Here is a 13762-nt window from a genome sequence, read left to right on the forward strand (position 1 = left end):
CCACCATGAGCGATCCGATCCTCTCGGTCCACAATCTCGTCGGCGGCTACGGCAAGATGACGATCCTGAACGGCACCACCTTCGCCGTGCCGCAGGCCACCATCACCACCATCATCGGCCCGAACGGCGCCGGCAAGTCCACCGTGCTCAAGGCGATCTTCGGCCTGCTCAAGCTGCGCGAGGGCAAGATCAGCTTCGCCGGCCGCGACGTCACCAATTTGAGCCAGCGCGCGCTGCTCAATGCCGGCATCTGCTATGTGCCGCAGGGCCGCAACATCTTTCCCGAGCTGTCGGTGCGCCACAACGTCGAGCTCGGCGGCGTTTCCGCCGGCAAGGGCATCGACCTGCAGAGCCGGATCGAGGCCGCGCTCGACCTGTTCCCGGCGCTGCGGCGGAAATCGACGCAGCAGGCCTCCACGCTGTCCGGCGGCGAGCAGAAACAGCTCGAAATCGCTCGCTCGCTGCTGCTCGAACCGAAGCTCGTGCTGATCGACGAGCCTTCGATCGGCCTGTCGCCGCTGATGGTGCAGCAGACTTTCGACATCCTGAAATCCCTGCGCGACCGCGGCGTCACCATTCTGATGATCGAGCAGAACGCACGCTCGGCGCTGGAGATTTCCGACATCGGCATCGTGCTGGAGCTCGGCCAGACCCGCATGATCGACGGCGCGAAGCGCATTTTGAATGATCCCCGCATCGGACAATTGTTCCTCGGCGGCGCGATGGAGGACAACGCAGCATGACCAAACGCTCGATCGCAACAGTCTCTCTCTCCGGCGCCCTCGACGAAAAGCTCCGCGCCATCGCGTCCGCCGGGTTCGACGCGGTCGAGATTTTCGAGAACGATCTGCTGTCGTTCGGCGCAGGCCCGCGCGACATCGCAAAGCTCTGCGGCGACCTCAATCTCGAGATCTGCGCGTTTCAGCCGTTCCGCGATTTCGAGGGCATGCCGGAGCCGCAGCGTTCGCGCAACTTTGCCCGTGCGATGCGCAAGTTCGACCTGATGCAGGAGCTCGGCACCGATCTGCTGCTGATCTGCTCCAACGTGTCGCCGGCCGCGCTCGGCGGCATCGACCGCGCCGCGGATGATTTTCGTGAGCTTGGCGAGCGCGCGGCCAAACGGTCTTTGCGCGTCGGCTACGAGGCATTGGCCTGGGGACGCCACGTCAACGATTACCGCGACGCCTGGGAGATCGTGCGGCGCGCAGATCACCCCGCGATCGGAATCATCCTCGACAGCTTTCACGCACTGGCCCCCGGCTTTCCGGTCCGCGCGATGGCCTCGATCCCCGGCGACAAGATCTTCCTGGTCCAACTTGCGGACGCGCCGAAGCTCGAACTCGACATCTTGTCGTGGAGCCGGCACTTCCGCTCCTTCCCCGGCCAGGGCGATCTGCCGGTCGGCGAGTTCATGGCGGCGATCGCGGCGACCGGCTATGCCGGGCCGCTGTCGCTGGAGATCTTCAACGACCAATTCCGCGCCGGCTCGGCCGTGCAGACCGCGGTCGACGGCCTGCGTTCGCTGATCCTGCTGGAGGACCAGCTTGCAGCGGATTGGCCGAAGCTCGTCAGCGAGCCCTTGGCGCCGAAGCCCAAAAGTGGAGGCACGGGCTTCATCGAGTTTGCCGTCAACGAGACCAAGGCCGGCGAACTCGCCCGCCTGCTCGCGCAGCTCGGTTTCCGAAAGACCGGCAAGCATCGCAGCAAGGCGGTGGAACGCTGGTCGCAAGGCAAGGTCGAGCTCGTCGTCAACTCCGAGACCGACGGCTTTGCGCATTCGCACTACGTGACGCATGGCCCCGGCGTCTGCGCCATTGCGCTCGACGTCGACAATGCCGGCCTCGTCATGCAGCGCGCCGAGGCACTGAAAGCGCGCACCTTCTACCAGCCGGTCGGACCGGGCGAGCTCGAGATTCCCGCAATTCACGGCGTCGGCGGCAGCCTGCTGTATTTTCTCGACCAAGCCGGCAAGAACTGGGACACGGATTTCGAACCGGTCCCGAGCGACGCCGGAGCAGACGCCCTGCTGGCAGTCGATCACATCGCGCAGTCGATGCCCTATGACGAGATGCTGTCGTGGCTACTGTTCTACACCGGCATCCTCGACCTCAAACGGCTGCCGCAGATGGAGATCGCCGATCCCAGAGGCCTCGTGCAAAGCCAGGCCGTCATCAACGGCGACCAGAGCCTGCGCTTCGTGCTCAACGGCTCATCCGCCAACCGTACGCTGCCGGCCCGCTTCATCTCGGAGTTTTTCGGCTCGGGCGTGCAGCATGTCGCGTTCACCTGCCGGGACATTTTTGCGGCGGTCGCGGAGATGCGCAAGCGCGGCGCGGATTTCCTGGATATCCCTGACAATTACTACGACGACATCGAAGCCAAATACGATCTGGCGCCCGAGCTGATGGCGCAGCTGCGCGCCAACCACATTCTCTACGACCGCGAAGGCGACGGGGAGTTCTTCCAGGTCTACACCCACATCTTCGACGAGCGCTTCTTCTTCGAGATCGTGGAGCGAAGGGATTATCAGGGCTTCGGCGCGGCCAATGCCGGGATCAGGCTTGCGGCGCAAGCGCGCGAGGTGCGGCCCGTTAGTATGCCGCGGGTGTAGTCTCTATCGAGACCGTCATTGCGAGCGCAGCGAAGCAATCCAGAATCCCTCCGTGGAAAGACTCTGGATTGCTTCGCTTCGCTCGCAATGACGTGGAGGGAGCGTGAGAGTCAGAAACAGGTTTGCCGGTAGAGGCAGCCCCTCACCCCTCCCTCTCCCCGTAAGAACGGTGAGAGGGAGAAGCAATCAGCTCACTTCATCGCGCACTTGTCGTGGAAGCGATCCTGGTCGTTCTCGACGATGGTCGCGACCGTCTTCAGCGAGAGCTGGCCTTCGCCGTCCTTGACCACATCCTGAAGGTAGAAGTTCTGCACCGGGATGTGGTTCTTGCCGTACTTGAAAGGGCCGCGCAGCGACTTGAAGTTGGCCTTCTCCATCTCGGCCTTCATCGCGTCCTTCTTGCTGGTGTCGCCCTTCACCGCGACCACCGCGCTGTTGATGAGCTGGGCCGCGTCGTAGGCTTGCGCGCCATAATAGGTCGGGCGCAGGCCGGGGTACTTCTTGCGGTAGTCGGCGACGAAGCGCTTGTTCTGCTCGTTGGGCAGATCATTCACCCATTCCTGCGCGCCGGGAACGCCGAGCGCGTTCTCCTTCTGCAGCGGCAGCGACAGCTCGTCGACGGTGAAAGCCGTGTAGAGGGGCATCGTGCTCTTGAGCCCGGCCTGCGAATATTGGTTGAGGAACTGCACGCCGGCTGCACCGGGATAGAACACGAAGATCGACTCGGCGCCCGAGGCGCGCGCCTTGGAGAGCTCGGCGGAGAAGTCGAGCTGGCTCGGCCACACCGTGTATTCCTCGCCCTTGACCTCGCCCTTGAACGTGCTCTTCACGCCCGCGAGCATGTCCTTGCCGGCGGCGTAATTCGGGCCGATCAGGAACACGCTCTTGACGCCCTTCTGGTTCATGTAGAGGCCCATGGCGGCCGGCGTCTGGTCGTTCTGCCAGGAGGTCGAGAACACGTAAGGCGAGCAGAGCTCGCCGGCGAGCTGCGACGGACCGGCATTGGCCGAGATCAGGATGGTCTGCGAGTCCACGGCGGTCTTGAGCGAGGCCAAGAGCACGTTCGACCAGATGTAGCCGACGATGAAGTCGACCTTGTCGGACTGCACCAGCTTCTCGGTCTTCTGCTTGCCGACATCGGGCTTCTGCCCGTCGTCCTCGTAAATCACCTCGACCGGCTTGCCGTCCATCTTGCGGCCGATGTGATCCAGCGCGAGCTCGAACGAGTTGCGCATGTCGTTGCCGATCACGGCGGTCGGGCCGCTGAAGGTCGAAACGAAGCCGATCTTGATGGTGTCGCCGGCGGATGCCGGGCCTGCCAGCACCAGCGCCGCTGCGCCTGCCAGCCAGAATGCCGTCCTCATAACAACTCCCCTCCATATTATTATGCCCGGAAGCGGGGTGATTGCCGCCCCCGGGTCATCTCTATTGAACGCAAAATCTGTCGCGCCGCCAATGGTTCAGCGCCCGCCCTGCACCATATTTCGCCCCGAATGGCGATAGCAAGAAATATAATGCTACTTACTTCGACTGAGGCTGCGGCGCTTGTTCGCGGGATATCGATACGCCAGGCCTATTCAGCGATTGATGACGGCTATTGGACCGCGGCGCCTGATCAGCGTTTAGATGAGGATAGAGCCGCGAGATTCGGAGGGGCGCATCATGACCACGACACCGCATCGCGTCGTCATCGTCGGAGCCGGTTTCGGCGGGCTGGAGACGACCCACCGCCTCGCCGGCAGCCCGGTCGAGATCACGCTGATCGACCGCCGCAACCATCATTTGTTCCAGCCGCTGCTCTACCAGGTCGCCACCGCCTCGCTCGCCACCAGCGAGATCGCATGGCCGGTCCGGCACCTGATGCGCGACCGGCGCGATGTGACGACGCTGTTTGCGACCGTCAGCGGCGTTGACGCCGACAGACACTGCGTGCTGATCGACGACGGCAGCGAGGTGCCTTACGATACGTTGGTGCTCGCGACCGGCGCGCGGCATGCCTATTTCGGTCACGACGAATGGGAGCAGTTCGCGCCCGGCCTGAAGACGCTGGAGGACGCGACCACGCTGCGCCGTCACATCCTGGTGGCGTTCGAGCGCGCCGAACGCGAGACGGATCCGGAAAAGCGCGCGGCGCGGCTGACCTTCGTCATCGTCGGCGCCGGTCCAACGGGCGTGGAGCTCGCCGGCACCATCGCCGAAATGGCGCATCACACGCTGCCCGCCGACTTCCGCAATATCGACACGCACAAGGCCCGCGTGGTGCTGATCGAAGCGGGTCCGCGCGTGCTCGCAGGCTTCCCCGACGACCTCTCGGCCTATGCGCAGGCCTCGCTGGAGAAGATCGGCGTCGAGGTCGTGCTGGGACAGGCCGTCACCGAGATCAATCGCGAGGGCGTGGTGTTCGGCGGCAAGCTGCTCGAAGCCAAGACACGAATCTGGGCCGCCGGCGTCCGCGCCTCGCCCGCAGCCGAGTGGCTGGGCGCACCGGCTGATCGTGCCGGGCGCGTGCAGGTCGAGGCGGACCTGACGATACCAAGGCATCCCGAGATCTTCGCGATCGGTGATACCGTTCTGATCAACGCCTGGGACGGCAAGCCTGTGCCCGGCATCGCGCCGGCCGCCAAGCAGCAGGGCCGTCACGTGGCCGAGACCATTAAGGCGCGGCTGCGCCAGGAGCCGACAGGCCCGTTCCGCTACAAGCACTCCGGCAGCCTCGCGCAGATCGGCAAGCGGCTCGCCGTGATCGACTTCGGCCGCATCAAGCTGCGCGGCACCGTCGCGTGGTGGATCTGGGGCATCGCCCACATCTACTTCCTGATCGGTTTGCGCCACCGCCTCAGCGTCGCGCTGAGCTGGCTCTGGATCTACGCCCGCGACCAGCGGGCCGCACGGCTGATTACGCAGGGGAGTAGTAAGGTAGTGTAGAGCGCTCCACTCGTGTCCCGGACGCGGCGCGGCATGAAATGACGCGACGCTGAGCCGGGACCCAGCAGTCATAGGACGCAGCAGTCATGGGCCCCGGCTCTGCAGCGCAGCGCTACGCGCCGCACTGCGTCCGGGGCACGAGACTTACTTCACCAGCTCGCACCCGCCCTCCGCCAGCGGGCGGAACGCCTGATCCGCTGGGATCGTCGAGACCAGCTTGTAATAGTCGTAGGGATATTTCGACTCCTCCGGCTTCTTCACCTCGAACAGATACATCGGATGCACGACGCGGCCGTCCTGTCGGATCGTGGTGTCGCCGAACAGCTTGTCCTTGCCCTTGAACTTCTTCATCTCGGGCACGGCGTCCTTGGCATTGTCGCTGCCGGTCGCGGCGACCGCGTTGAGATAAGCGAGCGTGGAGGCATAAACTCCGGCCTGGTTGCCACTCGGCATCTTGCCGTTCATGCCTGGCCGCGCGGCGAAGCGCTTGGCGAAAGCGCGGGTGTCGTCGTTCATGTCCCAGTAGAAGGCCTCCATGAGCTGGAGCCCTTGCGCGACCTTGATGCCCATGCCGTGGACGTCGTTGATGAAGAGCAGGAAGGCGACGAGCTTTTGTCCGCCCTGCTGTATCCCGAACTCGGCCGCCTGCTTCACCGCGTTGATGGTGTCGCCGCCGGCATTGGCGAGCCCGATCACCTGCGCCTTGGAGCCCTGCGCCTGCAACAGGAACGACGCGAAGTCGGACGTGCCGAGCGGATGCTTAGAGGAGCCCAACACCTTGCCGCCATGCGCCTCGATGTATTTTTGGGCTTCCGCCTCGATGCCCTTGCCGAGTGCGTAGTCGACCGTGAGAAAATACCAGTCCTTGCCGCCGCGCGACATCATCGCCGCCGCCGTGGTGTTGCCGGTGGCCCAGGCGTCGTTGACCCACTGGATGGTGTTGGGCGAGCAGGCCTTGCCGGTGAGATCGGAGCTCGCGGTGGACGATGCAAGAAACGTCATGCGGCTGTCGCGCAGCAGCGTGTTGATGGAGAGACCAACGGCCGAGTTCGGCACGTCGACGATGGCGTCAACACCCTCGACATCGAGCCATTTGCGCGCGATGGCATTGCCGACATCGGCCTTGTTCTGGTGATCGGCGTAGACGATGTCGACCTTGATGCCTTTGCCGCCGCCGTTGAAATCCTCAGCGGCCATGCGCGCGGCCTCGACCGAGCCCATGCCGTTGGTGTCCTGGAAGATGCCGGAGATGTCGTTGAGCACGCCGACGCGCACGACATTGTCGGAGATCTCGGCATTTGCCGCGCCGCCAATCAGGCTCGCGGCCAGCGCAAACGTCCACTTCAAGTTCTTCATTATTCCCTCCCCTGTCGTATTGATTATTTCCGATGCCGGCAGCGTCAGCCCGGCGTGATGGTTACAGGCAGGCTGTCGAGCCCGCGCAGCGTGTTGTTGAAGCGGCGCTGTGGCTCGCCCGTGATCTCGATCTTCGCGATCCGGCGGGCCAGAGCCGTGAGCATTGTCTCGCCTTCGAGCCGCGCGACCAGCTGGCCGACGCACATGTGAATACCTGAGCCATAGCCGACATGGCCTGACGTGCGGCGGGTGATGTCGTAACTATCAGGCTTGTCCCAGCGCCGCGGATCGCGATTGGCAGCCGCCAGGAACATCAACACCTTCTCGCCCTCACCGATGGTCGCGCCTGACAGTTCGACCTCGCGCGTTGTCGTGCGGAAGAAGGTCTGCACCGGGCTTTCAAAACGGACGGCCTCCTCGAAAGCGTTGCGCGCCAGCGTGAAATCGCCGCGCAGGCGCTGCCACTGCTCCGGGAAGCGCGCGAGACAGTAGACCGCTGCACCGATGCCGTTAACGGTGGTGTCGAGGCCCGCCGACAGCAGCGAACGCACCAGCAACGGCGCTTCGGTCGCGGTGATGGCACCCTCGTCGACATGGGCGTGGATGCAGGCGCCGATGCCGCCGGGCGTGAGGTTGTCCCGCTGGCACTGCTCGGTAACGTAGGTCTGGTGCGGCGCCGAGCGCGCGATCGCCTCCTTGCGCAACTGGTTTGGCGGGCCGAAGGCGTTGAACACCAGGCTCGCATAGGGAATGAGATTCTCGCGTCCCTCAGGCTTCAGCCCGAGCGCATCCGGGAAGATCGACAGCGGATAGGCCTCAGCAAGGTCCGTGATGGCATCGAAGCTGCGCTTCTCCAGCAGCGCGTCCACGCGCTCTTCCGCTGCCGCCGCAAAGCGGTCGCGGAGTCCCTTCATCACCGTCGGCGACAGCACCTTCGAGAGCACGGCGCGGGTGCGGGCGTGCGCGGGTGGATCGGCTTCGAGGATCAGGCTTGGCGGCCGCCACGGCGTCTCCTTCTTGAAGTCGGAGAGGCCGACGCCGCGGCTGGAGCAGAACGTCGCGGGGTCGTTCAGCACGGCATGAACCTCGGCATAGCGCGCCACGCCATAGACGTTCCACTTGTCGAGATAGACTATAGGTCCGGCCTCCCGCAGCAGTTCATGCGTGGGATAGGGATCAGCGAAAAAATTCATGTCGAAGGGATCGACGTCGAGATGCGGGACGGCCGACGAACCGTTGATTTCCGGGGAGCTGGAAGTGCTCATGGAAGTTCTCCCTCATTTTGATCTTGTGAAAAGGCGGCGCTTACCCTTAGGTCTTTCGGACACGCCGCAAGACAGAATCCCGACATGCCGCCGTCTTCGACCAGAGCCCGCCAGAAACCTGCGCCCGCCGAGACGGGACCGACGCTCGATCTCGACCGCTACGTCCCCGCGTTCATCACCTTCATCGCCAACAAGCTCTCGAACAGCGCCACCGCGCTCTATCAGCGGCAGTTCGGCGTCAATGTCACGGAATGGCGGATCATGTCGCTGCTGGCGATCGAGCCCGGCATTCCCGCCTCGCGCATCTGCCACGTCATCGGTTTCGACAAGGGCCCGGTGAGCCGGACGCTGGCCGGCCTCGAGAAGCGCGGGCTGGTGTCGATCCGCACCGACCCCAATGACGGGCGCACCCATTCGATCTCGCTGACGGCGAAGGGCCGCGCCACCCATGACAAGGTGATCGTCGCGGCATTCGAGCGCGAACGGCGCCTGTTGTCTTGTCTGGACAAGGACGAGCGCGAGGTGCTGATCGACCTGTTGCGCCGCCTGCACGAAAATCTCGGCGCGGTGACCGGCAGCACCGAGACCTGACGGGCCACGCGCGGGGCGCTGTGCCCTGTCATGTCCAGGCATGTGCCGGCGTTCGCCCGCGGCACCCTCTCTGCCAAGCATTGCTTCCTCCGATATCCGACGCGGCGGTTCCTCCGCCGTCATCCTTGTCTGGAACGGTTCGCATAAATTAGTTGCTTAGGCAACAAAAGAATCATGCAGGATAATGCGGCAGGTCGGCTGGCGTATTTAGCGAGCTGCCCGGCCCATCCCCGTCATTGCGAGCGCAGCCAAGCAATCCAGAGTCTTTCCGAGGCGGGATTCTGGATTGCTTCGCTGCGCTCGCAATGACGATGTGGAGGGAGCGCGCGTCGGTCACCGAGCGCCGTCGTGGTCAGTGAATGCCTAAAGACCGATCCACTCGCCCGACGCGCTGTCATCCAACCGCGCCACCGCATCGGCGCGGCGCGTCAGCACCGCGCGCTGGTTGATGTAGCCCTTGTCGGTGATCTCGCCGCCGTCCACCGACGGCGGCTCGGCGAGCAGCAGGGCGCGCGTGGCGTGGCCGGAGGAGTTGGCGCTCTGCTGCTTCAGCTTCGCGAGCCCCTGCGCGATCGCGACTCTGACCTCGCCATGCGCGAGCACGTCGTTCACGCCCGCGGTCTCGGGCAGGCCGGCATGCGCGCGGCAGGCCGCGATGTTCGGAAACACCAGGAAGCGCACCTCGTCGCCGCCATGGCCGGTGACGACGATGTCCTGCGCCAGCGGCGCCAACGCGGCGATGCCGGCGACGCGCAGCGTGCCGACACTAACCCAGGTGCCGGAATTGAGCTTGAAGTCCTCCGCGACACGGCCGTCGAAGAACAGGCCGCGCTCGGGCCGCTTCGCATCGGCAAACTTCACGGCATCACCGATGAGATAAAACCCCTCGTCGTCGAACGCCTGCCTGGTCAGCTCCGGCGCTTTCCAGTAGCCCGGCGTGACATTGGGGCCGCGCACGCGCACCTCCAGCTTGTCGCCGGAGGTGACGAGCTTCAATTCGGTGCCGGGGATGGGCACGCCGATATTGCCCGAGCGCTCCGCGAGGAAATGGCAGTCGGCGGCCAGCGGCGACGTCTCGGTCGAGCCCCACGCCGAGACCATCGGCATCGCGCGGCCAACGGTCTCGACGGAGAGCTCTTCGAGCGCGTCCCACAGATTCTGCGGCAGGGCGGCACCTGCATAGAACGCGAATTTCACCTCGCTGAAGAAGCGGCGACACAGCGCCTCGTCGCCGCGCAGCGCTGCGATCAGCATGTCGAAGCCGCGCGGCACGTTGAAATAGACCGTCGGCATCACGCTCTTCAAATTGGCGAGTGACGTCGCAAACAGACCGGGCGCTGGTTTGCCGCCGTCGATATAGAGCGAGCCGCCATTGCGCAGCACAAGATTGAAATTGTGGTTGGCGCCGAACGTGTGGCTCCAGGGCAGCCAGTCGAGAATGACGAGATCGTCGTTCCCCCGTTCGAGAAAAGTCCAGGTCTGCGCCTTGGCCTGCTGGCTGGACGTCAGCATGCGCTGGGTGTTGATGACCGCCTTCGGCGCGCCGGTCGAGCCCGAAGTGAACAGGAGCTTTGCGATCGTCGCGGGCGTCACCGCGGCAAAGGCCTTTGCGACGTCGGGGCTCTCTGGCGTTGCCGCGATGCTGCGGAAGGCCAGTGCATCGGCATCGTCGGCATTGCCGCTGATGATCTGCGCGCTATGCAGCGGCTTGATCGCGGCCAGCGCCGCTGCAAACGGCATCGTGGCAGAGACGTAGATCGCGCCGGGCTCCAGCAGCGTGATCATGCTCTTGAGCTTGTCGAAATCCTTGGACATGAGCGAATAGGCCGGCGAGATCGCCGCCGAGGGCACGCCGACATGCTGAGCCGCCAGCGCCAGCAGCGCATGATCGATGCTGTTGTCGGAGAGGATCGCGAGCGGGTGCTCCGCGCTGAGACCTTGCGCCAGAATCCAGGATGCTGCCGCGCGCACCTGGCGCAGCGCCTGCGCATAGGTGACGCTGGTCCACGGCGCTTCGGTGCTGCCGCGCTCGGCGAGGAAAATCGCATCGGGCTTCTGCCGCGCCCATTGCTCCAGCCAGTCGCCGACGCAACGCGCGCCGTCGCGCAAGGGGTCGGGCGAACGCAGCACGATGCTGCCGTCGGCACGATGCTCGGCAACGGTTCTGGGTGTCGCGAACAGGCTCGAAGCATCACCGCGTGAGGCGGCTGTCATGGTTTCCTCCTCGCCCGAAAGCCGGGATCGGCCGCAGCCTCGTCGCGGGCCGCGTTGGTCATAATGTTGGGCATGCCAATTGTTGTCGTCAACAACAATCTTCCGCTGGCGCGGCGAAGTCGCTACAAGAATGGTCCCGCAGGAGACGCGACGTGACAGCCACGGCAACCCGGACTTCCCCACGCAAACGCGCCGGCAACGGCGCCGCGCGGCCGGTCGACGGGGACGAGATCGGCCTCGACGCCCTGGTCGGGCACGCCGGCTATGCGGTGCGGCGCTTCCAGATCTGGATTTTCCAGGACTTCATCAGGACGCTCGGCGATGTCGACATCCGGCCGACGCAATATTCGGTGCTCACGGTGATCGGCGCCAATCCCGGCCTGTCGCAGATGGCGGTGGCCAAGCGCCTCGGCATCGAGCGCGCGCGGCTGGTGCATCTGCTCGACAGTCTCGAGCAGCGCGATCTGGTCAAACGCGTCAAGTCGAGCACGGACCGGCGCTCCCACGCCTTGCACCTCACGCCGCCGGGCAAGACGGCGCTGGCAAAATTCAAGCGCCTCGCCGCGGAGCACGAGCGGCATGTCGAGGAGAGGATCGGCAAGCAGAACCGGGAGCGGCTGCTGCGAATCCTCGCTGACTTCACCTGATCCAAACTGCCTAATATTTGCGCAAATGCCCCTCGCAGGGCGCTGGCATGCCGGCCCGGCTGATCGTCAAATTATCCACAAGTCACTGATGTCTCGATAATATCCGGAGCACTCGTCCTGCCCGGATTCTGTACACAATGGCACATCGCTTGCTTCGATCTGGGTGAAGAGACGTAGCCGGAGTTTTCTCGCCATGAGGGCTGAAATGGGGGCTGAGCAGCCTGAAACGATCGCCGCGATTGTGGCCGCGCATCGCGCGGGCACGCTCACGCCGGCGCAGACGGTCGCGCGCACCTATCAGCGCATCCGCGACCACAACGATCCCGCCGTCTTCATCAGCCTGCGCGACGAAAAGGACGCGATCGCGGAAGCCGAGAAGCTCGCCACCAAGGATGCCCCCAGCCTGCCGCTCTACGGCGTGCCGGTCGTGGTAAAGGACAATATCGACGCGCTGGGATTTCCGACCACCGCGGCGTGCCCGGCCTTCTCGTACACTCCGACACATGACTCGACCGCGGTTGCGCGGCTGCGCGCCGCCGGCGCCATCATCATCGGCAAGACCAATCTCGACCAGTTCGCGACCGGTCTCGTCGGCGTGCGCTCGCCCTACGGCATCCCCAGGAACGCGATCCGCGATGATCTCATTCCCGGCGGATCGAGCTCGGGATCGGCGACCGCCGTCGGCGCCGGGCTAGTGCCGCTGTCATTGGGCACCGACACCGCCGGCTCAGGCCGCGTGCCGGCGATGCTCAACAACATCGTCGGTCTGAAGCCGAGCCTCGGCATGATCTCGACCGCTGGCCTGGTGCCGGCCTGCCGGACGCTCGACTGCATCTCGGTATTCGCTTTGACGGTGGACGATGCCGCGCTCGCACTGTCGGTGATGGCAGGTCCCGATCAGGCCGATCCGTTCTCGCGCGACCGGCCGCTTGGCGCGATCACCCCGCTCCCGGCAAACCTGCGCCTCGGCGTGCCGCGCAGCGGACAGCTGATCTTCTTCGGCGACAAGAAGGCGGAAGCGGCTTACGCCGATGCGTTGAAGCGCTGGACCGCGCTTGGCGCGACGCTCGTCGAGTTCGACCTCGAGCCGTTCTACGAGACGGCCCGGCTGCTCTATGAAGGACCGTGGGTCGCCGAGCGCTATCTCGTGATCCGCGACCTGCTCGCCTCCGCACCGGATACGATCCATCCCGTGACGCGCGAGATCACCGCGGCCGGCGCGCGGCTGACGGCGGCGGACACCTTCTCCGCGCTCTATCGCCTGCAGGGCCTGCGCAAGATCGCCGAGCGCACCTTCACCAATATCGACGCGCTGGTGCTGCCGACGGCGCCGACGGCCTATACGACCGCGCAGGTGCTGGCCAATCCGGTCGAGCTCAACAGCCGGCTCGGCACCTACACCAATTTTGTCAATCTGCTCGACCTCTGCGGTCTCGCGCTGCCGGCGGCGATGCGTGCCGATGGCATCCCGTTTGGCATCACGCTTCTTGCGCCCACCGGCCACGACGCGCTGCTCGCGAGCATCGGGCGCGCGTTCCATGCCGATACCAAACTGACGCTTGGCGCAAAGGGCGTGGCGCATCCGGCGCTGGCGCCGCTTGCCGCAAGCAGCATCGACGAGATTCCCATCGCCGTGGTCGGCGCGCATCTCTCCGGCATGGCGCTGAACGGCGAGTTGAAAGCGCTGAACGGCCAGTTGATCGAGGCGACCAGGACCGCGGCGGACTACAAGCTCTACGCATTGAAGACCACGCCGCCGAAGCCGGGCATGCTGCGCGTCGAAGCCGGCAAGGGCGCGTCGATCGAGCTGGAGATCTGGTCGCTGTCGTCGTCCGCCTTCGGCAAGTTCGTCAACGCGATTCCCGCGCCGATGGCGATCGGCACCGTTCGCTTGGCGGATGGCCGCAGCGTGAAGGGATTTCTCGTCGAGCCCGAAGTGCTGGGCGAGGCGCGAGATATCACGGCGTATGGCGGCTGGCGGAAGTATATGGCGGAAGCTGCGACGACGTGAGCTCAATACCACGGTCGTCCCGGACAAGCGCCGCGAAGCGAAGCGCAGATCCGGGACCCATAACCACAGCACGAAGTTTGGCGAAGACTCGGAGTTACCAGCCCGCGCCACAACCACTCCCTGGGGTTATGGGTCCCGGCCT

The 13762-nt window shown here is 64.9% G+C and carries 10 protein-coding genes; 6 read left to right on the plus strand and 4 right to left on the minus strand.

Annotated features, from left to right (window positions below; translation table 11 throughout):
- Positions 1–5: 5 nt before the first annotated feature.
- Positions 6–743 carry an ABC transporter ATP-binding protein gene (locus C7G41_RS04015; protein WP_106941318.1) on the plus strand — a complete coding sequence of 246 codons (738 nt, stop codon included), beginning with the start codon at positions 6–8 and terminating at the stop codon, positions 741–743.
- On the plus strand, positions 740–2611 hold the full coding sequence (locus C7G41_RS04020) for a bifunctional sugar phosphate isomerase/epimerase/4-hydroxyphenylpyruvate dioxygenase family protein (RefSeq protein ID WP_106941319.1): 1872 nt from the start codon (positions 740–742) through the stop codon (positions 2609–2611). Before C7G41_RS04015 ends, C7G41_RS04020 begins: the two co-directional genes overlap by 4 nt.
- Before the next feature lie 191 nt (positions 2612–2802).
- Here the strand turns inward: C7G41_RS04020 and C7G41_RS04025 are convergent, their stop codons facing one another.
- Complete coding sequence (locus C7G41_RS04025; protein WP_106941320.1) at positions 2803–3975, minus strand: ABC transporter substrate-binding protein; 1173 nt, start codon at positions 3973–3975, stop codon at positions 2803–2805.
- A 298-nt stretch (positions 3976–4273) separates the two neighbouring features.
- Between C7G41_RS04025 and C7G41_RS04030 the strand changes: the two genes are divergently transcribed.
- Complete coding sequence (locus C7G41_RS04030) at positions 4274–5536, plus strand: NAD(P)/FAD-dependent oxidoreductase (RefSeq protein ID WP_106941321.1); 1263 nt, start codon at positions 4274–4276, stop codon at positions 5534–5536.
- A gap of 144 nt (positions 5537–5680) precedes the next feature.
- Here the strand turns inward: C7G41_RS04030 and C7G41_RS04035 are convergent, their stop codons facing one another.
- Complete coding sequence (locus C7G41_RS04035; RefSeq protein WP_106941322.1) at positions 5681–6892, minus strand: ABC transporter substrate-binding protein; 1212 nt, start codon at positions 6890–6892, stop codon at positions 5681–5683.
- A 44-nt stretch (positions 6893–6936) separates the two neighbouring features.
- The gene (locus C7G41_RS04040) at positions 6937–8157 is read right to left on the minus strand and encodes a cytochrome P450 (RefSeq protein ID WP_106941323.1); all 1221 of its coding nucleotides are present in this window, start codon (positions 8155–8157) and stop codon (positions 6937–6939) included.
- An 84-nt stretch (positions 8158–8241) separates the two neighbouring features.
- Here C7G41_RS04040 and C7G41_RS04045 point away from each other — a divergent pair, with 84 nt between their 5' ends.
- The gene (locus C7G41_RS04045; protein WP_106941324.1) at positions 8242–8748 is read left to right on the plus strand and encodes a MarR family winged helix-turn-helix transcriptional regulator; all 507 of its coding nucleotides are present in this window, start codon (positions 8242–8244) and stop codon (positions 8746–8748) included.
- Positions 8749–9111: 363 nt separating this feature from the next.
- On the opposite strand, the gene C7G41_RS04050 is transcribed toward C7G41_RS04045, so the two are convergent.
- Entirely contained in the window at positions 9112–10962 is a 1851-nt protein-coding gene (locus tag C7G41_RS04050; RefSeq protein ID WP_106941325.1) for a feruloyl-CoA synthase, read from the minus strand.
- Positions 10963–11114: 152 nt separating this feature from the next.
- Here C7G41_RS04050 and C7G41_RS04055 point away from each other — a divergent pair, with 152 nt between their 5' ends.
- Both C7G41_RS04055 and atzF read left to right on the plus strand, forming a co-directional pair.
- On the plus strand, positions 11115–11609 hold the full coding sequence (locus C7G41_RS04055; protein ID WP_106941326.1) for a MarR family winged helix-turn-helix transcriptional regulator: 495 nt from the start codon (positions 11115–11117) through the stop codon (positions 11607–11609).
- Between the two features lie 193 nt (positions 11610–11802).
- Complete coding sequence (gene atzF / locus C7G41_RS04060; RefSeq protein WP_245446444.1) at positions 11803–13620, plus strand: allophanate hydrolase; 1818 nt, start codon at positions 11803–11805, stop codon at positions 13618–13620.
- The last annotated feature ends 142 nt before the right edge of the window (positions 13621–13762 follow it).

Origin of the sequence: Bradyrhizobium sp. MOS002 (assembly GCF_003020115.1) — a bacterium.
Taxonomy (GTDB): domain Bacteria; phylum Pseudomonadota; class Alphaproteobacteria; order Rhizobiales; family Xanthobacteraceae; genus Bradyrhizobium.